Genomic DNA, 21,452 nt, shown 5'->3' on the forward strand with positions numbered 1-21,452 from the left:
GTTAGCTGTGAACCGCGCCGGCCGCGCGGCACCGTGCAAAAGTGCCTAAGCCTATGCCGTAAAGCGCGGTGACACGCAGCGCGCCGGCGGGTACACCCAACGGTTTTGATCAACAAGGAGCCTACCCATGCCTCGCCTGCTCGGCCGCTACACCCTGCTTGCCCTGGTACTCACCAGCCTACTGCCGCCGGCCCTGGCCGCCACCCCCATTACCGAGGCGGATTACGCCCAGGTGCTGGCCGGCCCTTGGCGCGCGCCGGCCAACGCCGCCCGTGACGTTTACCGCCACCCCCAGCAAACCCTCAGCTTCTTTGGCCTGCAGGCTGACCAGGCGGTGCTGGAAATCACGCCCGGCAACGGCTGGTACAGCGAATTACTGGCGCCACTGCTGCACGACCACGGCCAGTACATCGCCGCGGTCAGCGCCCCCGGCGGCCTGGCGCAACGCTTCAAGGATGACCCCGCGCGCTTTGGCAACGCCCGCCTACTGCGCTTCGATCCCAGCGCACCGGTGTTCGGCGCGCCGGCCTCGGTGGACCGGGTGCTGACCTTTCGCAACGTGCACAACTGGGTGATGGCAAACAACGCCCCGGCCTACTTCGCGGCGTTTTACGCAGTGCTCAAGCCCGGCGGCGTGTTGGGCGTGGTCGACCACCGCGGCCCACCCGGCGAACCCGACGCGGCCATCGAGCAAAGCGGCTACCTGCCCAGCGAGTACGTGATCCACCTGGCCGAGGCGGCCGGCTTCACCCTGGAGGGGCAAAGCGAGGTGAACGCCAACCCCAAGGACACCAAAGACTACCCCGCCGGCGTGTGGGCGCTGCCACCCACCTATAAGCTTGGCGAGCAGGACCGGGCCAAATACGCGGCCATTGGCGAGTCTGACCGCTTTACCCTGAGGTTCGTGAAGCGCTGAGGGCGGCCGGCCCGCGCTAATGCCATTGAGCTATTAATACATAAAAATTCAGTATTTTTAGCGCTAAGGCAATCCCGCTACCTTGGGGCCATTACCACACGCCAAGAGCGCCTGCCATGCACGCCACTGCCCAGATCATCGATTTCGTTCGTTACCGCCAGCGCCGCCAGGCCCAGCAAAACGCGAAATTGATGTGGGCCATGTACGCCGCCCAGGCCGGGCTGGCGCACTTCACCAGCAGCCAGTTTGCGCCGCAGGCACCCGGCAAGGTGCGCCCGTGAGCGGCGTGCCGGGCGCCCTGCCCGGCAGCAGCCCCGAACCCGTGGAAGACGACGACAGCGCCGAATGGGTGGCGCTGAACCTGCAACGCCTGCGCAGCAAGCGGTACCTTTCTATCGACGGTTTGGCGCGGTTATCAGGGGTGAGCCGGGCGATGCTGGCGCAGATCGAGTCCGGCCGCAGCGTGCCGTCGATCAAAACCCTGTGCAAGGTGGCCAAGGCACTGAAGGTGTCGGTGGCGGCGTTCCTCGAACAGCACGCCTTCGAAGGGGTGCAACTGCTGCCGGCGCAGCACAGCAAGCGCCTGGTCAGCGCCAGCGGCGGCTTCGTCAGCCGTGCGCTGTTCCCCTTCGATCAGCCGCGCCAGGCCGAATTCTATGAAATACGCCTGGCCGGGCTGGCCGAAGAAGCCTCCGCCGGCCATCGCCCCGGGGTGCAAGAAAACCTGGTAGTCGCCCACGGGGTGCTGGAGGTCAGCATCAACGAGGCGCGTTACCTGCTCTCACCGGGGGATGCCCTGCTGTTCTACGCCGACCAACCCCACCGCTACCGCAACCCGGCGGACAGCGAAGCGCTGGCGTACTTGGTGGTGACCCACCCAGAGGGGGTGGCCTGACCGCGGCCAGCGCCCGGGGCGAGGCGTTAGCCCCTTAGCAGGTGCAGCACATCATCGGCATGCCGTTGCAGCTCATCATCATCGGCAGGCTGCAGGCGGTCATCATCTTGTCGAGCAACTGGCAGCAGTTGCTCATCATCGCCATCGACATGCCGGCCATTGGCATCATCATGCACTTCATGCAGTCGGCCTCGACGGTGCAGGTCATCATGCAGCGCATCATCGGCATGTTCATCATGGGCATGTTGGCCATCGGCATCATGTTCATCATGGCCATGCTTTCTTCGCTCATGCACATCATGGCCATAGGGCCGCACTGCATCATCATCGGCATGCCGCAGGTCATCATCATGGCCATCATTTCCGCGCTGTTGCGGAACATGGCCATGTCCATGCCGGCGGCCGGCTTCAGGGTGCACAGCATGCCGGTGTCCATCATCTGGCAGTGCATGGTGGCCATCATCATCGGCATGCCCATCATCGGCATCATCGGCATGGCGGTGTTCATCGGCATCTGCATCGCGTTCATCATGGTTCGAAACTCCGTATCGAATCGGTGGTTGAGACTGCTGGGGGGCGATTCTAGGGATCCACCGCCGCCCGGCAAGGTGGCGGCGCGGCGCCAGCGGCTGCGGACCGAAACGGTGAAACCGGGCCTATCAAAGCGTGATCGCCTGCCAAGACATGGAAATAGCCGCCACAGCAGCTAACGCGAGCGCTGTACGGGCCATTCAGCGGTTATCGATATGCGTTACCGGCCTATGCATAGAACGTTGATGCATAAACGGTCTAACCCAGCAGGGTTTAGTGCGGCGCGCACCTGCTTTTTAGCTTCAAGGCTATGCGCAAAGGCTCTATGGCAGGGCTTGGCCCGCTCATTAGGATGGCCGGTGGCGTTTAGCCAGCCACCCTCCTTCCAGCCTGCAGAGAGCCCCCATGAACACCCTGCCACCTGCCACTGACCAGGTCGACACCCTGCTCAGCTATCCTCGCCTTGCGCTGCTTGGGCTACAACACGTACTGGTGATGTACGCCAACGCCGTGGCGCTGCCGCTGATCATCGGCGCTGCCCTGCACCTGCCCAAAGAACAGATCGCCTTTTTGATCAACGCCGACCTGTTTGCCTGCGGCATCGCCACGCTGATCCAGAGCGTGGGCCTGGGCCCTTTTGGTATTCGCTTGCCGGTGATCATGGGGGTGACGGCCATCGCCATCCAGCCACTGCTGTCGATCGCGGCCATGCCTGGGGTGGGCATCACCGGGCTGTACGGCGCGGTGATCGCCGGCGGCCTCTACGGCCTGCTGGTTGCGCCGTGGGTGCCGCGGCTGATCCGTTTCTTCCCGCCGGTGGTGACCGGCACCATTCTCACCATGATCGGCATCGCGCTGATCCGCGTGGCGCTCGGCTGGGCGGGCGGTGGCGCCGGCACCCCGGGCTTTGGCGCGCCGGCCAGCCTGGCGGTGGCGGCCGCCGTGCTGCTGGCGGTGCTGCTGTTCGCCCGCTTCGGCCGCGGCCTGTTCGGCAACATTGCCGTACTGCTGGGCATCGCCGTGGGCTACGCGATCAGCAGCGCACTGGGCTGGACCAGCCTGCAGGGGCTGGCCGATGAACCCTGGGTGCGGCTGGTCACGCCATTGGCGTTCGGCTTGCCAACGTTTGACCTGCTGCCCTGCCTGATGATGTGCCTGGTGATGACCGTTGTGTTCGTCGAGGCCACGGGGATGTTTTTCGCCCTGGGCGTGATGACCGGCCGGCCGATCGCCCCTGAAGACGTGAAGCGCGGGCTGCGCGCCGACGCGCTGGGCACGGTGATCGGCGGCGTGTTCAACACCTTCCCGTACCTGTCGTATTCGCAAAACGTCGGCCTGGTCGGCCTGACCGGCGTGCACAGCCGCTGGGTGTGCGCCGCCGCCGGGGTGATCATGCTGGTCCTGGGGTTGATCCCCAAGGTGGCGTTCATCGCCGCGTCGATCCCGCAGGTGGTGCTGGGGGGCGCGTCGCTGGTGATGTTCGGCATGGTCGCCGCCACCGGCGTGCGGATTCTCGCGCAGGTCAGCTTCGACGGCGCGGGTAACCGCAACGCTCTGCTGGTGGCGGTGGCGCTGGGCATCGGCCTGGTGCCGATCGTGCAGCCGGGCTTTTTCGCCAGCGTGCCGGCAATGCTGCAGCCACTGGTGAAAGACCCGATCCTGCTGACCGCCATCGTCGCAGTGCTGCTCAACCTGTTGTTGCGCAGCCCGCAGCGAGGCACCCCTTAGGCGAAGGGGATCGCCGGGCGCCCTGCGGTGATCGCCGCCTCGAGCATGTCGAGGCGGTCCTGGCCCCAGAACGGTTCGCCGTTGTAGAAGTAGAACGGCGCGCCGAACAGTTGCCCGTGCACCGCCTCGGCGGTCAGCGCAGCCTCCCGCTCGGCCAGCCCCGCCTCGCCCGCCCGCGCCAACAGGCGCTCGCCGTCGAGCCCGTTGGCGTTGGCCAGGCGCACCAGCGTGGCGGGCGCGGCGATGTCCAGTTCATCGGCCCATACCGCCCTCAGCGCGGCGTGCACAAACCCACTCACCTCGGCGCCCTCCGCGATCGCCGCCAGCAGCAGGCGGTGGCCGAGCGAAGGGTCTGCGGGGTAATGCTTGGGGTGCAGTACCAACGGAATGTTGCGCCACTGCCGCCAGCGCTGCATTTCAACCAGCCGGTAGGCCTGGCGTTGCGGCGGGCGCTGCTTGACCGGCTTGCCACCGCCCGCGGCGAATACCGCGAGCAGGTCGACCGGTTTGTACACCACTTGGGCGCCGGTGCGCGCGGTGACGGCCTGGAACTCCAGGCTGCCAACGTAAGACCACAGGGAAATGAAACTGAAGTAGTACTCGATCACGGGAGCTTGCGAGGGCATGGCGGCGTCCGCAGGTGGGTTAGAAGGCCTGCCCCGCGCCAGCGCCTTAGGCTATGTAGCCCTAGGGCACCCGCGCGGGGCACAGCGGCAGTGTGCGGGGTTGGCTCAAGCGCCGCCGGCGGCCTTCCAGCTACCGCCTTCGACGATCACCGCGTTCGGGTCGGTGCCCGGCGCCAGTTGGTCGCGCACGTACTGGTCATACAGCTTGAGCAGGTATTTCTCCTGGCCCAGGCGCGCCAGCTCCTGGTTCACCCAGTCACGCAACTCGGTGTTGCCCTTTTTCACTGCGGGGGCGATCGGCGCTTCGGCGCCGAGGGTTTCGGGCAGCAGGCGGTAGCCGGGGTTTTGCTTGGCCCAGCCGAACAGCACCAGGTTGTCTTGCGCGTAGGCATCGCCACGGTGGTTGGCCAAGGCTTGCAGCGACTCGGAGTTCTTCTCGAACTTCAGCAGTTTCCAGTCTGGGTGGTGCTGGGTCAGCCATACATCAGCGGTGGTGCCGGTGGTGACGATAATGGTTTTGTCCTTGAGCTCATCCAGGTGCTGCACCGGGCTGCCGTCGGCCACCAGGGCCTGCACCGCAACGCGCAGATTGGGATGGGTGAAATCCACCACCTGCTCGCGCTCGGGGGTCACGGTCATGTTGGCGAGGATCAGGTCGACCTTGTCGCTCTGCAAGAACGGTATCCGGCTGGCCGGCTCGACCACCACGAACTCGACCTTGCTCTCATCGCCGAGCAGGTCTTTGCCAAAACGCTTGGCGAGGTCGGTGTCAAAGCCCACGTAGGCACCTTTTTCATCGACGAAACCAAACGGCGGTTTATCGCTGAACACCCCTACGGTGAGCTTGCCACGGGCTTTGATCGTATCGAGGTAGCTCGCCGCGGCAGGCTTCGGCGCGGGCGCCGCGGCGCTTTTCGGCGCCTCGGGTTTGTCGCAGCCGGCCAGCAGGCAGGCGGCGACCAAGGGGAACAACAGGGCAGTTTTGAAGCTCACGATGCTTTCCTTTTCGGCAGGTTTTCAACAGAGGCGAAACGCTCCAGAAACTGCTGCGCGCGTGCGCTGTGCGGGTTGCTGAAAAATTCCCCCGGGGTGTTCTGCTCGGCGATCCGCCCAGCGTCCATGAACACGATGCGGTCGGCCACCGCGCGGGCAAAGGCCATTTCATGGGTCACGATGAGCAAGGTCATGCCGCCTTCGGCGAGCGCGAGGATCACCTCGAGCACTTCCTTGACCATTTCCGGGTCCAACGCCGCGGTAACTTCGTCGAACAGCATCACCTGCGGGTTCATGCACAGCGCGCGGACGATCGCGATGCGCTGCTGCTGGCCGCCAGAGAGTTCGCGCGGCCAGGCATCGGCCTTGTGCGCCAGGCCCACCCGTTCGAGCAGGCTCAGTGCCTGCGCGCGGGCCTCGGCCGGGGCGCGCTTTTGCACCCGCAGCGGGCCGAGCAGGATGTTGTCGATCACCCGCAGGTGCGGGAACAACTGGTAGCTTTGGAACACCATGCCCACCCGCTGGCGCACCGCCTGCCAGTCGCTGCTGGCGGTGAGCAGTTGCCCGCCGAGCAACAATTCACCGCCGCTGCCGGCCTCCAGGCCGTTCAAGCAGCGCAGCAAAGTGCTTTTGCCGCAGCCGCTGGGGCCAAGGATCACCACCACCTCGCCTTCGTTCAGGGCCAGGTTGACCTCGCTGAGCACGGCCTGCTCGGCAAAGCGCTTGCTGAAGTTGCGAAGCTCGATCAAGGCACTCATCAATGATTCCACCGTTGTTCCAGGCGCCGCGACACCACCGACAGCGGGTAGCAGGCGAGGAAAAAGAACACGAACAAAAAGCTGTAGAGGGTGACCGAGGCATAGGTGCGCTCGATGATCTGCTGGGCCATCTTGGTCACGTCGGCCACGCCGATCAGCACTGCCAGCGAGCTGGTTTTGATCAGCCGGGTGTAGACGTTGATCACCCCTGGGGTCATGCGCTTGAGCGCTTGCGGCAACAGTACCCAGGTGTACACCTGGTAGCGCCCCAGGCCGATCGCCAGTGCTGCCTCGCGCTGGGCAGCGGGCAGCGAACGCAAGGCCCCGCGCACCACCTCACCGACCTCGCTGGCGCCCCACAGGCCCAGCACCAGCACCGCGCAACTGAACGCCGGCACGGTCAGCCCAAAGAACATCGGCAAGCCAAAAAAGAACAGGTACAACCACACCAGCACCGGGATCGCCCGCCAGGCCTCCAGGTACACCTTCAGGCTGCGCTCGAGCCACCCGGCGCCCAGGCTGCGGCCAATCCCGTAGGCCAGGCCCAGCAGCGTGGCCAGGGCAATCCCGCTGGCGCTGATGGCCAGCGTGCGCGCCGCGCCGGCGGCCAATTGCGGCGCGGTTTGCCAGAGCAGTTCAAAACCCGAAGTGGCCACGTTGCAGCCTCCGTTCCAGTAAGCCCAGCAACAACGAAAGCGGCAGGAACAGCAGCACGCACAGGCCGCTGAGCACCGCGAGCATTTCGTAGGTTTTGTAGTAGAGGGCGATGTAGTTCTTGGTGGTGTAGAGCAGTTCCGGCACCGCCACCGCCGACACCACGGTGGTTTCCTTGAGCAGGAAGATCACATTGGCGAACAGCGCCGGCAGGCTGAACAGCCCGGCTTGCGGCAGCACCACATGGCGCAGCAATTGGCCAGGGCTCAGGCCGATGGCCCGCGCGGCTTCGAGCTGCTGCGCCGGGACTGCTTCGATCCCGGCGCGCAGCACCTCGGTGAGGTAAGCACCACCGAGGAAGGTCATGGCGATGATCGCCGAGGCGAAACCGCTGACTTGCACGCCTAGGCTGGGCAAGGCGAAGTAAATGAAGAACAGTTGGATCAACAGCGGCGTGTTGCGCGCCAGCTCTACGTAGGCGCGCACGGCGAAGGTCAGCGGCCGGCACTTGAACGCCAGCAACCCATTGGCCAGCAACGCCACCAGCAGCCCGCCAGCAATCGCCAGCGCCCCCACTTGAAGGGTCACCAGCACGGCACGGCCGAACGCGGGCAAGGTAGACAGCAGAAACGGCCAGTCGAAGGGCATGGGCAGGTCATCAACAAGGTGAGGGATTAGCGCTCATGGCCGGCGCCTTGCCGATACCTTATTGAATTTAAAAGTGTTTTCTTAAGACTGTTTGGGGATATGGATATAGCGGCCGCGGGGCCTGTGGCGGGGAAAATAAAAAACCCGCCGAGGCGGGTTCTTCGTTCCAGACCATCCAGCGTCCTGCCGGCGGCCTCCGAGGCCTATGGTCGATCGTCCGTGATCACCGGTGCCTATTCCGTGGCACCGTTTGGATGGGTGTAGATTACGGCCTGCCCCGCGCCGGCGAAATAAGCCTTCGCTGCGACCTTCTGTAAGCCTTTGGCTATAGCGCCTGTGGGCTGCGTCAGAAGGTTTGCCCGAGGGAGAACTGGAACACCTGGGTTTCGGCGCCTTCGGGCTTTTTGATCGGGTACGCCAGGCTGAAGCTCAGCGGCCCCAGCGGCGAGTACCAGGTGGCGCCCACCCCCAGCGAGCTGCCCATGCTGGAGAAGTCCAGCTTGCCGCAGTTCTCGGTGGTGGCCAGGTAGCACTGGCTGCTGAACGCCGAACCTACGTCCCAGAACAACGAGGTGCGCACGGCTTTGGTGTCTTTCACGAACGGTGGCGCGAACAGGTACTCCACCCCGCCGGTGACCAGCACGTTGCCGCCCAGGGTTTCGGTGTCGCGGTCGCTGTTGTAGGCCTGGCCCATGCTCGCGTAGGCCCCGGTCGACGGCGTGGTGCGCGCGCCGAGGCTGCTGTCCTTGAAGCCACGCACCGAGTTGAAACCACCCGCGAAGTAGTTCTCGTAGAACGGCAGGCCGCTGGTGGAACCATAGCCGTTGCCGTAGCCGAGTTCGGTGTGAAAGCGCAGCGCGTTGCGCTCGCCAATCGGCGTGAACAACTGGCCGTTGTAGTCGAACTTGTAGAAGGTCAGGTCGCTGCCGGGGACGGTGGTCATCAGGCTCAGGCTTTGCGAATAACCGCGGGTGGGCAACTGGCCGCGATCGAGGGTGGACTGGCTCCAGCCCAGGGTGGCCTTGAAGTTGGTGAACTCGGTGCCCTCGCGCTGGGCGAAGTCGTAGATTTCATCGGCGCTGTAGGTGCCCAGGTCGATCGCGTCGTGCTGCACGCTCAGGCCGTAGCTCAAGCGCGAGGTTTCGCTGATCGGGTAGCCCAGGGTGATGCCCGTACCAATGCTGTTGATCGCGTAGTACGAGACCTCGTCATCGTCATACAGTTTGCTGTAGTCGGTGCTCTTGTAGAACACGTTGTAACCCAGGCTGACCCCGTCGGGGGTGAAGTACGGGTTGGTGTAGCTGAAGTTGTAGTTGCTCTGGTACTCGGAGCGGGTCAGGCCCACGCTGACCCGATTACCACTGCCGAGAAAGTTGTTCTGGGTGATCGAGCCGCCGAGGATCAACCCCGCGCTCTGGGCAAAGCCGACGCTGGCGGTGATCGAGCCGGAGGCTTGCTCCTCCACGGCCCAGTTCACGTCGACCTGGTCGTCTACCCCAGGTACCGCCGGGGTGTCGACGTTCACTTCCTTGAAAAACCCCAGCCGGTTGAGGCGGGTTTTGGACTGGTCGATCAGGTAGGTCGAGGCCCAGCCGCCTTCCATCTGGCGCATTTCGCGGCGCAGTACCTGGTCGTCGGTTTTGGTGTTGCCGCGGAAGTTGATGCGGTCTACGTACGCGCGCTTGCCGGGGTCTACCACGAAGGTGATGTCCACCGTGTGGTCGTCATCGTGGGGCTGCGGCATGCCGTTGACGCTGGCGAAGGTGTAGCCCTCGTTACCCAGGCGGCGGGTGATCAGCTCGGAGGTGTCGGTCATCACTTTACGCGAGAACACCTGGCCCTTTTGCACCAGCAACAAGGCCTTGACTTGGCTTTCCGGGACTTTCAGGTCACCGCTGAGCTTCACGTCGCGCACCGAGTACTTGGCGCCTTCGTTGATGTTCACGGTGATGTAGACGTGTTTTTTATCCGGCGTGATGGACACCTGGGTAGAGGCGATGTCCATGTTGATGTAGCCGCGGTCCAGGTAGTAGGAACGCAGGCGCTCGAGGTCACCGGAGAGTTTCTCGCGGGCGTACTTGTCGTCGTTCTTGAAGAACGACAGCCAATTCGTGGTTTTCAGCTCGAACAGCGCCTTGAGTTCATCCTCGGGGAACACCGTATTGCCGACCACGTTGATGTGCTGGATGGCCGCCACCACCCCTTCGTTGATCTTGATCTTCAGGCCAACGCGGTTGCGCGGTTCGGTGACCACTTCGGTGTCGACCGTGGCCGAGTAGCGGCCCTGGGCCACGTATTGGCGTTGCAGCTCGTTACGCACCCCTTCGAGGGTGGCGCGCTGGAAGATCTCACCTTCGCTCAGGCCCGATTGGCGCAGGCCCTTGAGCAGGTCGTCGGTGGCGATGGCCTTGTTGCCCTCGATCTCGATACTGGCAATCGAGGGGCGTTCGACCACGTTGATCACCAGCACGTTGCCGTCTCGGCCCAACTGGATGTCCTGGAAGAAACCGGTTTTGAACAGCGCCCGGGTCGAATCCACCAGGCGTGCGTCATCCACGGTGTCGCCCACGTTCATCGGCAGCGCACCGAATACGCTGCCGGCAGAGACCCGCTGCAGGCCGTTCACGCGGATGTCGGAAATCGTAAAAGACTCGGCCCGGGCGGCACTGGCCAGCAACACCGCCGAATACAACGCAAGCTTCAAAACCCGTTTCATGAATATCCTGGCAAGTGCGAATGACCCCGCGCAGCCTAATGCAAACACTGCAACTAACCTTGTCGGCATTGTGCGCTGAAGTGTGCGGCGGGATACAAACAAAGAAGAACTTAAAAGTTCCGCTTAAGTTGTCTGAAAAGGTACACGCGAGGGTGTTTTGTTACCGTTCATTCAGCTTGGTAAATAAGTTCCGCGGCGCCCTGTTGTTCGCCCGGGTGGGTGTAGTACACCTCGCCGGCGCGGCTGTGCACGGCGTAGGCCGGGCGCTCGCCGGCCGCCGGGGCCAGCCGCCATACCTGCGCGACCTCCTCGAAGCGCACGCCGTCGGTGCCGTTGCGGCTGGGGCCGGTGAGCACGTTGACGTGGCTTTTCCACACCTGCCCGGAGGCCTTGAAGGTCGCGACCATGGCCTCGAAGCGCTCCAGCCGGGAGAAGCCCCACAGCGTTTGTTCAACCCCCAGGCCGGCATGGGTGAACACGAACAGGTTGAGCGAGGGCTGGTCTTCGCAGAAGAAGTCGTAGGGCAGCAGCCCGCCCGTCAGCGGGCTGTTGGGGATATACCCTTGTTTATGAACCTTGAACATGTTCGGCACTCGTGGCTGGCATTGATGCGGCCAGATCAGAACATGCCGAACGTGTCGCCGTGCATCCAGTTGGCATCGGCTGGGTAAGCGGGGGTTTACATGAACTTCTTTATTGAAGGCTGTTCACTTGAGGCATTTTACGGCTTCATCGAGGGGATTAATCTGTGAGCGCTGTTGATGTTGTGCACGCGCTTGAGGGCCCTTCGCCCGGCACAGCCGGCCTCCCACCAGTTTGGTGTAAGTATTTGATTTACTTGGCAACACAGAACCCGTGGGAGGCCGTGGTCCGGCACTCCGGCTGTGCCGGGCGAAGGGCCCTTGAGCAATCAACCCGCCAGCCGCGCCACGGTCATTTCGACCGCCTGGTAATCCACCGCCCGATAAAAATTCGGCAAGCCCTCGAAGGGGCTGAAATCATGCTCGCCATAGCCGATCACCTGGCTGCCGGCCGCCAGCCCGGCCCGCACGCCGCTGTGGCTGTCGTCGATCAGCACGCACTGCTGCGGCGCCAGGCCGATCACCCGCGCGGCCTCGACGATCAACCCTGGCGCGGGCTTCCAGCTTTGCACCTGGTAGGCACTGACGATGCGCCCGGCAAAATGCTCCAGCAGCCCGACCTGGCCCAGGCAGGTGTGGAGTTTGTCCAGCGGGCCATTGGAGGCGACGCTGCTGGCCAGCGCCAGGCCCCGCACAAATGCCACCGCGCCGGGCATGGGCGCCAGCTCGCGGCGGAACAGCTCAAGGCTGCGGGCGCGGAATTCGTGCATGAAGGCCTCGGCCTCCAACTGCGGGTACTGCTCGCACAACTGGCCAACGAACACGGCAAACTGCACCCCGCGAAACTCACCCAGCACCTGCTGCACGCTCCAGGCAATGCCACGCTCGGCGAGCAACTGCTGGAGCAGCCGCGCCGCCAGGTTCTCGCTGTCGACCAGCGTGCCGTCGGAATCGAAAATCACACCCTTGATGCGCACTGGCGCCCTCCCCTCATTCATGGCTTCAACCGGCGAAGCCGCCGCTGTCGAGAAACGCCGCCTCCTCGCTGGTGGTCTCGCGCCCCAGCAGCGCGTTGCGGTGCGGGAAGCGGCCAAAGCGCTCGATGATCTCGGCGTGCACCAGCGCCCAGCGCAGCGGCTCCTCACCCAGGCCGCGGTTGAAGGCCACCGACAGGTTCTGGTCTTCGCTGCGCTCGGAGTGTTCGAACGGCAGGTAGAAGAACTGCCGCAGCGCCTCGGCCACGCCCTCGTCGAGCTTGGCGTCGACCGCCTGGCGGGCGTACTCGCAGGCCAGCGGGTCAGTGGCGAACATATGCCCGGTGCCGCGGAAGGCGTTGCGCGGGTACTGGTCCAGCAGGATCAACAGCGCCAGCGCGCCCTCGGGGCTGTCGAGCCAGGGCTCGAGCTCGCGCCGGGCGGCTTGCAGGTGCAGGTCGAAAAAACGGCTACGGAAGGCGCCATCGAAGGCGGCGTCCTTGCTGAACCAGCGTTGCGGGCCCGCCGCTTCCCAGAATTCGATCACTGCCTGGGGCGTTTCGTGCGCCTGTACCATCTTCGCGACTCCTGAATGCGATATGTAGGCAGTTTGTATCAACCACCCCCGGCTTGCCAGTGACAATCACCGGGCCTAGAGTTCACACCCCGAGCCAGAGGCATCGCCATGATCGTTCGCCCCCATCGCCCGTCTTTGATGACCGTGCTGTTCGCCGTGCGCGGCTCGATCGTGCCGGCGATCTGGCGCAAGGTGCTGTACACCGTGTTGCTGAGTTCGGCGGTAGCGGCGTGCCATGGCACGCTGTTCCAGTTCAGGTTCTCGCTCACCGCCACGCCGTTCACCCTGTGGGGGCTGACGCTGGCGATCTTCCTGGGGTTTCGTAACACCGTGGCCTACCAGCGGTACTGGGAGGCGCGCACGCTGTGGGGCGAGCTGACCATCACCACGCGCAACCTGGTGCGCCAGTTGCACACCCTGGTACCCGGCGGCGCCACCGCGCTGGCCGGGCCGCTGCTGGCGTTCGCCTACCTGCTGCGCGACCAGTTGCGCGAGGTGCCGGCCAGCGCCGACGCCCGGCGCCTGCTGGGCGAGGCCGGTGCGGTGGTAGAAGGCGCCCGCGGCAAGCCCGGGGTGCTGCTCGGTTGGCTTGGCCGGCAGATCAGCGAAGCCGCGCGCCAGGCCGGCGCTGGCGAGGTGGTACGGGTGGCGCTGGACCAATCGTTGAACCACCTGGGTGGCGTGCTCGGTGGCTGCGAGCGGATCCGCGGCACGCCTATTCCCTACCCGTACATCCTGATGCTGCACCGGGTGGTGCACGTGTACTGCTTTTTGCTGCCGTTCTGCCTGGTGGGCAGCCTGGGCTGGTTCACCCCGGTGGCGGTGTGCGTGCTGGCCTATACCTTCTTTGGCCTGGACGCCCTCGGCGAGCAGATCGCCGACCCGTTCGACACCCAGCCCAACGACCTGCCGCTGGATGCAATGTGCCGCAACCTGGAGATCAGCGTGTGCGAACTGCTCGGGCAGGCGGCGCCAGAGCCGCTGCAACCGGTGAACAACATCCTGCTCTGAGCTATTCCGGCCAGGCATGCAGTGCATGCGAAACATGAATTTCTCTTATGGCAGCCGAGCGGCTAGGGTACGCCCATGACTGACATGGAGCCTGCTATGCCCCCCGAACCCTATGAGCAGCACTGGCAACGCAACCTCGCGGTCTGCGTATTCGGCGCCTTCACCACCATCGTGGCGATGACCCTGCTGCTGCCGTTCCTGCCGCTGTACGTGCAAAGCCTGGGCGTGAACGACCCCGCCGCGATCGTGCAGTGGTCGGGGGTGGCGTTCGCCGCTACGTTTTTCAGCGCCGCGTTGACCGCGCCGCTGTGGGGCCGGCTTGGCGACCGCTACGGGCGCAAACTGATGCTCATCCGCGCCAGCCTCGGCATGGCGCTGGCGATGTCGCTGATCGGCCTGGCCCAGGATGTGTACCAATTGGTGGCGCTGCGCCTGCTCGCCGGGTTGCTGGGCGGTTATGCCTCGGGCTCGACCATCCTGGTCGCCACGCAAACGCCCAAGGCGCGCTCGGCCTGGGCGCTTGGGGTGCTGGCCTCTGGGATCATGGCCGGTAACCTGGCCGGGCCCTTGATCGGCGGGTTGTTGCCGCCGCTGGTGGGCATCCGCAACACGTTTTTCCTGGCCGGCGCGGTGATCTTCGTCGCCTTTCTCGCCACGGCGCTGTTGCTCAAGGAAAGCCCACGGCCGAAAGCCGAGCCCGGCGCCAAGCCGGCGCTGCGCTGGGCTGAACTGGAACAGCGGCGGCCGGTGCTGTTGATGTACGCCGCCGCCTGCCTGCTGATGTTCGCCACCCTGAGCATCGAGCCGATCATCACCGTGTACTTGCAGGTGCTCAACGCCGAGCCGGTCACACTGATGGCGGGCCTGGCGATGAGCGCCACGGCGCTGGGCAGCATCCTCAGCGCGCCGCGGCTGGGCAAGCTGGCCGACCGGGTGGGCCACTGGAAGGTGGTCGCGGCGAGCCTGGCGCTGGCCGCGCTATGCGTACTGCCCCAGGCCTGGGTGCAGAACGGCTGGCAACTGATTGCCTTGCGCTTTGCCAGCGGGCTGGCGCTGGGCGGGTTGCTGCCGTGCATCGCTGCGATTCTGCGCCACAGCGTGCCGAGCAGCGTGGCCGGGCGCGTGTTGGGCTACAGCACCTCGGCGCAGTACGTGGGCCAGGTGCTCGGCCCCCTGGCCGGGGGCTACCTGGGCGGGCACGTAGGCATGCGCGCGGTGTTCGTGCTCACCGCGCTGCTGCTGGCGCTCAATGCCGTGCTGTGCCGGTTCGGCCGGCCACGGATGGCTTAGCTAAGCCCAGGCATGGCTGGCCCAGAAGATGGCAGCGGCCGCGACAACGACCAACAAGAAGGCGGTGGCCCAAGCATCGACGTGATGAGTGGGCTTGCGAGGCTTCACGGGATGGCTCATGGTGGATCTCACATTGTTATTGTTGTGGATGGAACGCTCGTTCCAGTTAAGGCCAGCTTGCCCCGCAACACAAGTTGCACATAAAACTTGCAGCTAACCCACTTATTACTCCGAGCTATACCCATATACCCAAGCGCCACTTTATCGAATATGCAAAAAAGGGTATCTTCCCGCGGCTCTGCGGAGAGTGCGCGGCCGTGCGCGCAGAATCAGCCTGAAAGACAGGACCTTTATGTACGTTTACGACGAGTACGACCAACGGATCATCGAGGACCGCGTCAAGCAGTTCCGTGACCAGACCCGCCGCTATTTGGCCGGTGACCTGAGCGAAGAAGAATTCCGCCCTCTGCGCTTGCAGAACGGCCTGTACATTCAGCGTTTCGCGCCGATGCTGCGCGTGGCCGTGCCTTACGGCCAGCTCACCGCGCGGCAGACGCGGATGCTGGCGAAGATCGCCCGTGACTACGACAAGGGTTACGCGCACATCAGTACCCGGCAGAACGTGCAGTACAACTGGCCCGCCCTCGAAGACATCCCCGAGATTCTCGCGGAGCTGGCCACCGTGCAGATGCACGCCATCCAGACCAGCGGCAACTGCCTGCGCAACGTGACCACCGACCAGTTCGCCGGGGTGGCCGCCGATGAGCTGGTCGACCCGCGCCCGTGGTGCGAGATCGTGCGCCAGTGGACCACCTTCCACCCAGAGTTCGCCTACCTGCCGCGCAAGTTCAAGATTGCCGTGAACGGCTCGGCCAGCGACCGCGCGGCCATCGAAGTGCACGACATCGGCCTGGAGCCGGTGCGCAACGCCGCCGGCGAGCTGGGCTTCCGCGTGCTGGTCGGTGGCGGCCTGGGCCGTACTCCAGTGGTCGGCGCCTTCATCAATGAGTTCCTGCCCTGGCAAGACCTGCTCAGCTACCTCGACGCGATCCTGCGCGTGTACAACCGTTACGGCCGCCGTGACAACAAGTACAAGGCGCGGATCAAGATCCTGGTCAAGGCCCTGACCCCGGAAGTGTTCGCCGAGAAGGTCGAGGCCGAAATGGCCCACCTGCGCGGCGGCGCGACCACCCTGACCGACGCGGAAGTCCAGCGCGTGGCGCAACACTTCGTCGACCCGGCCTACCTCGAGCTGGCCGACCAGGCCGCCGAACTCGCCGCGCTCGACGCCGAGCACCCGGGCTTCGCCCGCTGGCGCTCGCGCAACGTGCACGCCCACAAGCGCCCGGGCTATGCCTCGGTGACCCTGTCGCTCAAGCCCACCGGTGTCGCCCCTGGCGATTTGACCGACAAGCAGCTTGAGGCTGTGGCCGATTTCGCCGAGCGTTACAGCTTCGCTGAACTGCGCACCTCCCACGAGCAGAACATCATCCTCGCCGACGTCGAGCAGCGCCAACTGCACGCGCTGTGGCTCGAAGCCCGTGAACACGGCTTCGCCACGCCGAACATCGGCCTGTTGACCGACATCATCTGCTGCCCGGGCGGCGACTTCTGCTCGCTGGCCAACGCCAAGTCGATCCCGATCGCCGAATCGATCCAGCGCCGCTTCGACGACCTCGACTACCTGTTCGACATCGGCGAAGTCGACGTGAACATCTCCGGCTGCATGAACGCGTGCGGCCACCACCACGTCGGCCACATCGGCATCCTCGGGGTCGACAAGAAGGGCGAGGAGTTCTACCAGGTGTCGCTCGGTGGCAACGCCGCCCGTGACGCCAGCCTGGGCAAGATCCTCGGGCCTTCGTTCGCCCAGGAACAAATGGCCGATGTGATCGAGAAACTGATCAACGTCTACGTCGAAACCCGTACCGAAGATGAGCGTTTCATCGACACCTACCAGCGTATCGGTATCGAGCCCTTCAAGGAGCGCGTCTATGCAGCGAATCATTAAGAACGGCGCAGTGGTGGACGAAACCTGGCACCTGCTGCCCAAGGAAGCCACCTTCGACCAACTGACCAACTGCGACGACTACCTGGTGCCGCTGGCGCTGTGGCGTGAACACGCCCACGCGCTGAAGGCCCGCGACGGTGGCCTGGGCGTGTGGCTCGACAGCGACGAAGAAGCCGAGGAAATCGGCGAGCACGTGGCGGACTTCGCGGTGATCGCGCTGAACTTCCCGGCCTTCACCGACGGGCGCAACTACTCCAACGCGCGCCTGCTGCGTGACCGTTACGGCTACAAGGGTGAGCTGCGGGCGATTGGCGACGTGTTGCGCGACCAACTGTTCTACCTGCAGCGCTGCGGCTTCGACGCCTTCGCCCTGCGCGCCGACAAAGACCCGTACGAGGCGCTGGAAAGCCTGGCGGACTTCTCCGTCAGCTACCAGGCCGCCACCGACCAACCGCTGCCGCTGTTCCGCCGCCGCGGCTGATCAGTGCGCTAAACCAAGGGTAAAAGCCCTGATTTTTCTAGGTGGTTTTACCGAGCGCATGACCCGCCGGGCCCTTCGCCCGGCACAGCCGGAGTGCCGGACCACGGCCTCCCACCAGATTTGTGTAAACTCTTGATTTAAGAGTCAATACAGACCCGTGGGAGGCCGTGGTCCGGCACTCCGGCTGTGCCGGGCGAAGGGCCCTCAAGCCTACCGCCGAACCACGCCCCACAAGCGCCCCACATCCTCGGCCCGCTCCCGCAACAACCGCGCCGCGTCGCGGCACGCCGCCTCCAGGGTCATCGGCCCGCTGGCCAGCGAAAACGCCGCGTGAATGCCATGCGCATAAAGCGCCTGGTAACCCTCGCCCAACGTACCCGCCAACACCACCACCGGCACACCCGCCGCCTGGGCCACGCGCGCCACCCCGAAAGGGGTCTTGCCGCGCAGGGTTTGCGCATCGAAGCGGCCTTCGCCGGTAATCACCAGTGCCGCGCCTTGCACCGCCTCGGCCAGCCCGGCCAGTTCCGCGACCACCTCGACCCCCGGGCGGAACTGCGCGCCCAGGAACGCCTTGGCCGCAAAGCCCATGCCGCCGGCGGCGCCGCTACCGGGTTGGTCGCGCAGGTCATGGCCCAGCGCACGGGCGGCGTGGTCGGCGAAGTGGCCGAGGGCGGCGTCCAGGGCGAGCACCTGCTCGGGGCTGGCGCCTTTTTGCGGGCCGAAGATGTGCGAGGCGCCGTGGGGGCCGCACAGCGGATTGTCGACATCCGCCGCCACCTCCACGGTCACCTCGGCCAGGCGCCGGTCCAGCCCACTGAGGTCGAGCCGCGCCAGGCTGGCCAGGGCCGCGCCGCCAAAGGCCAGGCGCTGGCCGCCGGCATCGTAGAATTCCGCGCCCAGGGCGCGGAGCATGCCGCTGCCGCCATCGTTGGTGGCGCTGCCGCCGATTGCCAGAACGATGCGCTGGGCACCGGCATCCAGCGCTTCGAGGATCAACTCGCCGGTGCCAAAGGTGGTGCTGGCGCAGGCATCGCGGGCCGCCACGGCGACCAGTTGCAGGCCGCTGGCTTCGGCCATCTCGATGATCGCGGTGCGGCTAGCCGGCAACCAGCCCCAACTGGCCTCGACGGTGCCGCTCAGCGGGCCGTGGGCGCGAGCGCGCCGCACCTCGCCGGCACTGGCGGCGATAATCGCCTGCAGGGTGCCCTCCCCGCCGTCGGCCATCGGGCACTGCAGCAACTGCGCGCCCGGCAGCGCACTGGCCAGCCCGGCGGCAATCGCCTCGGCGGCGGCGGCGGCGCTGAGGCTGTCTTTGAACGAATCCGGGGCGATCACGATTTTCATGGGGTTCTCCTTATGCAGGGGCCCATCCTGCCATGCCGCGGCCGGCGCCGCGCTGGGCCGGCGCACAAGCCAGGCCGGCGGCGGTTGTTCAGGCCGACAAGGCGCTGGCGGGCAACAACTGCACGCCCAGGTAAAGCGTGGTGAGGTCGGCCAGGCGGTTAGGGTCCAGGCCGGTGAGCTCGGCGATGCGTTCGAGGCGGTAGCGCAGGCTGTTGCGGTGCAGGCCCAGGGCGTCGGCGCAGGCCTGGGCCTGGCCGTTGTGGGCGCACCAGGCGCGCAGGGTGGGTAGCAGCATGGCGGTTTTGTCTTTCTCGGCCAGCGCCGCCAGCGGCGCCAGCCACTGGCGCAGGGCCGGATCGTCGCGCCAACGCCAGAGCAACGCCGGCAGGCGGTACGCGGCCACGCCCAGGCGCTGCTCGCTGGGCAGCACCTGGCGGCCGTAGGCGAGCACGTCGGCGGCCTGGGCGCTGCCCTGGCGCAACTCGGCCAGGCCGCTGGCGGGCTCGCCCAGGGCCAGGCGCAGCACCGGCCAACCCAGCCCGGCCAGGCGCCCGAGCCAACGCTCGGCGTCGAGCACCTGGCTGGCTGGCCGGCACCAGAGCAACTGGCCCGGCGCCGGGCTGCTGCACCAGCTGTCTGGGTAGCGCCCGCTCAACCAGTCGGCCAGCGCTTGTAACGGCTGCCCGGGGCCGAGTTCCAGCGCACAGGGGGTGCGTGCCAAGTCAGGTTTAAGGCCCAATTGGCGCGCCTCGTCGAGCAGGTGGCTGCTCGGCTCCGGCGCCGCCAGCAGCATCGCCACTAGGTCGTCGCTGCGTTGGCGCCGCCACTGCTGCTGGGCCTGTTGGCTGCGCTGGGCGAGCAGCATCTCGGCGGTCATTCGCACCAGCGCGGCATAAGTGCGCACCTGCGCCGGGGCGCCGGTAATGCCGAGCACGCCGATAAGCCGGCCGTCGAGCAACAACGGCAGGTTCACCCCCGGTTGCACGTTCTTCAGGCTGCGCGCCGCTTCGCCGTCCAGCTCGACCACCCGGCCGTTGGCCAATACCAGTTGCGCGCCTTCATGGCGGGTGTTCACCCGCTCGGGCTCACCACTGCCGAGGATCAGCCCCTGGCTGTCCATCACGTTGACGTTATGGGGCAGAATGGCCATGGCGCGGTCGACGATGTCTTGCGCCAGGCTGTGGTCGAGTTCGAACATGGGGCGGCAGGCTCCTGGGTGGCCAGCTTTGGTTTGCGCGCACAATAGCAGTTAACAATTATCGTGCACAGGCACAAAGACAAACCGCCCCCACCCCCACGACACTGCCTTGGCCCGTAGGGCCCAAGAACAATGCACAATAAGTGAGAACCGCATGACCGACACCCTCACCCGCGACCCGGCCGCCGCGCTGTACCGCCGCGTGACCCTGCGCCTGATCCCGTTCATCTTCGTGTGCTACCTGTTCAACTACATCGACCGGGTCAACGTCGGCTTTGCCAAGCTGCAGATGCTCGACGCGCTGCACTGGAGTGAAACCGTGTACGGCCTCGGTGCCGGCATTTTCTTCATTGGCTACGTGCTCTGCGGGGTACCGAGCAACCTGGCGCTGGCGCGCGTCGGCCCGCGGCGCTGGATCGGCGTGATGATGGTCACCTGGGGCGCGTTGTCTACCGCGCTGCTGCTGGTGAGCACGCCGCTGCAGTTCTACGCCGTGCGCCTGCTGACCGGCGCAGCGGAAGCCGGGTTCTTCCCGGGCATCGTGCTGTACCTCTCGCAGTGGTACCCAGACCGCCGCCGCGGGCGGATCATGGCGCTGTTCATGTCGGCGATCCCGGTGTCGGGGCTGGTCGGCGGGCCGTTCTCGGGGTGGATCCTCGGCCACTTCGCCACCGGCCAGGGCGGCCTGGCCGCCTGGCAGTGGATGTTCCTGCTGCAAGGGGTGCCCACCGTGGTGCTGGGCCTGCTGGCCTTCGTGTTGCTCAGCGACAACGTGGCCAGCGCGCGCTGGCTGGCCCCGGCCGAGCGCAGCCAACTGGAGGCAGAGCTGGCCGCCGACGCGCGCCAACGCCCGCAGCAGAGCAGCGAGTCCCTGTGGGCGGTGTTTACCCAGCCGTTGGTGTGGGTGCTGGGGTTCATTTACTTCTGCATCCAGAGCGGTGTGTACGCGATCAACTTCTGGCTGCCGTCGATCATCAAGAACATGGGCTTCAATGACCCGCTGGTGATCGGCTGGCTGAGCGCCATCCCGTACCTGCTGGCCGGGCTGTTCATGCTCGCCTGCGGCCGCTCCGCGGACCTGCGCGGCGAGCGCCGCTGGCATTTGGTGGTACCGATGCTGATGGGCGCCGCCGGGCTGCTGATCGCGGTCAACTTCGCCGGCCAGCCGGTGGTCGCCCTGCTCGGCCTGGCCCTGGCGACCATGGGCGCGCTCACCGGCCTGCCGATGTTCTGGCCACTGCCCACCGCCTACCTGAGCGCCGCGGTGGCCGCCGGCGGCCTGGCGATCATCAACTCGCTGGGGCAGATGGCCGGGTTCGTCAGCCCGTACATCGTGGGCTGGATCAAAGACCAGACCGGCTCCACCGACGCGGCCCTGTACAGCCTGGCCGGGCTGATCGTGGTCGGCGCGGTGGTGGCCGTGAAGGTCGCCGCGCCGGGCAAGGGGCAGGCCTTGGCGCGGGCCTGAGGCTGGCGGGCGAAAGGCCCTGCAACCGGCTATCATGGCTGCCCTTTTT

The 21,452-nt window shown here is 65.7% G+C and carries 21 protein-coding genes; 9 read left to right on the top strand and 12 right to left on the bottom strand.

What is annotated here, in order from left to right; genetic code table 11:
* Positions 1 to 127: 127 nt before the first annotated feature.
* The 3 genes from ACFZCE_RS24710 to ACFZCE_RS24720 all read left to right on the top strand — a co-directional run bounded on the left by ACFZCE_RS24710 (position 128) and on the right by ACFZCE_RS24720 (position 1,811).
* Complete coding sequence (locus tag ACFZCE_RS24710) at positions 128 to 916, top strand: class I SAM-dependent methyltransferase (protein WP_390943174.1); 789 nt, start codon at positions 128 to 130, stop codon at positions 914 to 916.
* Between the two features lie 116 nt (positions 917 to 1,032).
* Entirely contained in the window at positions 1,033 to 1,197 is a 165-nt protein-coding gene (locus tag ACFZCE_RS24715; RefSeq protein ID WP_390943175.1) for a hypothetical protein, read from the top strand.
* 17 nt (positions 1,198 to 1,214) lie between these two features.
* On the top strand, positions 1,215 to 1,811 hold the full coding sequence (locus ACFZCE_RS24720) for a helix-turn-helix domain-containing protein (protein WP_390943202.1): 597 nt from the start codon (positions 1,215 to 1,217) through the stop codon (positions 1,809 to 1,811).
* Between the two features lie 34 nt (positions 1,812 to 1,845).
* Here ACFZCE_RS24720 and ACFZCE_RS24725 read toward each other — a convergent pair whose 3' ends face one another.
* Positions 1,846 to 2,343: a hypothetical protein gene (locus ACFZCE_RS24725; RefSeq protein WP_390943176.1), complete on the bottom strand. Its 498-nt coding sequence runs from the start codon at positions 2,341 to 2,343 to the stop codon at positions 1,846 to 1,848.
* A gap of 404 nt (positions 2,344 to 2,747) precedes the next feature.
* On the opposite strand from ACFZCE_RS24725, the gene ACFZCE_RS24730 reads away from it, so the two are divergent.
* The gene (locus ACFZCE_RS24730; RefSeq protein ID WP_390943177.1) at positions 2,748 to 4,070 is read left to right on the top strand and encodes a solute carrier family 23 protein; all 1,323 of its coding nucleotides are present in this window, start codon (positions 2,748 to 2,750) and stop codon (positions 4,068 to 4,070) included.
* On the opposite strand, the gene ACFZCE_RS24735 is transcribed toward ACFZCE_RS24730, so the two are convergent.
* The 9 genes from ACFZCE_RS24735 to ACFZCE_RS24775 all read right to left on the bottom strand — a co-directional run bounded on the left by ACFZCE_RS24735 (position 4,067) and on the right by ACFZCE_RS24775 (position 12,597).
* Positions 4,067 to 4,696, bottom strand: coding sequence for a DsbA family protein (locus tag ACFZCE_RS24735; protein ID WP_390943178.1), 630 nt, complete (start codon positions 4,694 to 4,696; stop codon positions 4,067 to 4,069). The two genes, ACFZCE_RS24730 and ACFZCE_RS24735, sit on opposite strands and share 4 nt — an antisense overlap.
* Positions 4,697 to 4,801: 105 nt before the next feature.
* Positions 4,802 to 5,689, bottom strand: coding sequence for a transporter substrate-binding domain-containing protein (locus tag ACFZCE_RS24740; RefSeq protein ID WP_390943179.1), 888 nt, complete (start codon positions 5,687 to 5,689; stop codon positions 4,802 to 4,804).
* Positions 5,686 to 6,447 (bottom strand): ATP-binding cassette domain-containing protein, encoded by a 762-nt coding sequence (locus tag ACFZCE_RS24745; RefSeq protein WP_390943180.1) that lies wholly within the window; start codon positions 6,445 to 6,447, stop codon positions 5,686 to 5,688. The genes ACFZCE_RS24740 and ACFZCE_RS24745 overlap by 4 nt, the downstream gene beginning before the upstream one ends.
* The gene (locus tag ACFZCE_RS24750) at positions 6,447 to 7,103 is read right to left on the bottom strand and encodes an ABC transporter permease subunit (protein WP_390943181.1); all 657 of its coding nucleotides are present in this window, start codon (positions 7,101 to 7,103) and stop codon (positions 6,447 to 6,449) included. The genes ACFZCE_RS24745 and ACFZCE_RS24750 overlap by 1 nt, the downstream gene beginning before the upstream one ends.
* Positions 7,084 to 7,749: an ABC transporter permease subunit gene (locus ACFZCE_RS24755; protein ID WP_390943182.1), complete on the bottom strand. Its 666-nt coding sequence runs from the start codon at positions 7,747 to 7,749 to the stop codon at positions 7,084 to 7,086. Before ACFZCE_RS24755 ends, ACFZCE_RS24750 begins: the two co-directional genes overlap by 20 nt.
* 346 nt (positions 7,750 to 8,095) lie before the next feature.
* On the bottom strand, positions 8,096 to 10,465 hold the full coding sequence (bamA, locus tag ACFZCE_RS24760) for an outer membrane protein assembly factor BamA (protein ID WP_390943183.1): 2,370 nt from the start codon (positions 10,463 to 10,465) through the stop codon (positions 8,096 to 8,098).
* A 167-nt stretch (positions 10,466 to 10,632) separates the two neighbouring features.
* On the bottom strand, positions 10,633 to 11,049 hold the full coding sequence (locus tag ACFZCE_RS24765) for a hypothetical protein (protein ID WP_390943184.1): 417 nt from the start codon (positions 11,047 to 11,049) through the stop codon (positions 10,633 to 10,635).
* A gap of 326 nt (positions 11,050 to 11,375) precedes the next feature.
* On the bottom strand, positions 11,376 to 12,044 hold the full coding sequence (locus ACFZCE_RS24770; protein WP_390943185.1) for an HAD-IA family hydrolase: 669 nt from the start codon (positions 12,042 to 12,044) through the stop codon (positions 11,376 to 11,378).
* Between the two features lie 4 nt (positions 12,045 to 12,048).
* Positions 12,049 to 12,597: a DUF924 family protein gene (locus ACFZCE_RS24775; RefSeq protein ID WP_390943186.1), complete on the bottom strand. Its 549-nt coding sequence runs from the start codon at positions 12,595 to 12,597 to the stop codon at positions 12,049 to 12,051.
* Positions 12,598 to 12,705: 108 nt separating this feature from the next.
* Here ACFZCE_RS24775 and ACFZCE_RS24780 point away from each other — a divergent pair, with 108 nt between their 5' ends.
* The 4 genes from ACFZCE_RS24780 to ACFZCE_RS24795 all read left to right on the top strand — a co-directional run bounded on the left by ACFZCE_RS24780 (position 12,706) and on the right by ACFZCE_RS24795 (position 17,390).
* A complete protein-coding gene (locus tag ACFZCE_RS24780) occupies positions 12,706 to 13,608 on the top strand; it encodes a bestrophin family ion channel (protein ID WP_390943187.1) in 903 nt (300 codons plus the stop codon).
* Positions 13,609 to 13,692: 84 nt separating this feature from the next.
* A complete protein-coding gene (locus ACFZCE_RS24785; protein WP_390943203.1) occupies positions 13,693 to 14,898 on the top strand; it encodes an MFS transporter in 1,206 nt (401 codons plus the stop codon).
* Between the two features lie 352 nt (positions 14,899 to 15,250).
* The gene (locus ACFZCE_RS24790; RefSeq protein ID WP_390943188.1) at positions 15,251 to 16,909 is read left to right on the top strand and encodes a nitrite/sulfite reductase; all 1,659 of its coding nucleotides are present in this window, start codon (positions 15,251 to 15,253) and stop codon (positions 16,907 to 16,909) included.
* Positions 16,893 to 17,390: a DUF934 domain-containing protein gene (locus ACFZCE_RS24795; RefSeq protein WP_390943189.1), complete on the top strand. Its 498-nt coding sequence runs from the start codon at positions 16,893 to 16,895 to the stop codon at positions 17,388 to 17,390. The genes ACFZCE_RS24790 and ACFZCE_RS24795 overlap by 17 nt, the downstream gene beginning before the upstream one ends.
* A gap of 210 nt (positions 17,391 to 17,600) precedes the next feature.
* Here ACFZCE_RS24795 and ACFZCE_RS24800 read toward each other — a convergent pair whose 3' ends face one another.
* Positions 17,601 to 18,737: a glycerate kinase gene (locus ACFZCE_RS24800; protein WP_390943190.1), complete on the bottom strand. Its 1,137-nt coding sequence runs from the start codon at positions 18,735 to 18,737 to the stop codon at positions 17,601 to 17,603.
* 88 nt (positions 18,738 to 18,825) lie between these two features.
* Positions 18,826 to 19,935 (bottom strand): sugar diacid recognition domain-containing protein, encoded by a 1,110-nt coding sequence (locus tag ACFZCE_RS24805; RefSeq protein ID WP_390943191.1) that lies wholly within the window; start codon positions 19,933 to 19,935, stop codon positions 18,826 to 18,828.
* A 154-nt stretch (positions 19,936 to 20,089) separates the two neighbouring features.
* On the opposite strand from ACFZCE_RS24805, the gene ACFZCE_RS24810 reads away from it, so the two are divergent.
* Positions 20,090 to 21,403 carry an MFS transporter gene (locus ACFZCE_RS24810; RefSeq protein ID WP_390943192.1) on the top strand — a complete coding sequence of 438 codons (1,314 nt, stop codon included), beginning with the start codon at positions 20,090 to 20,092 and terminating at the stop codon, positions 21,401 to 21,403.
* Positions 21,404 to 21,452: the final 49 nt, after the last annotated feature.

Source organism: Pseudomonas sp. NPDC007930 (genome assembly GCF_042958985.1).
GTDB lineage: Bacteria > Pseudomonadota > Gammaproteobacteria > Pseudomonadales > Pseudomonadaceae > Aquipseudomonas.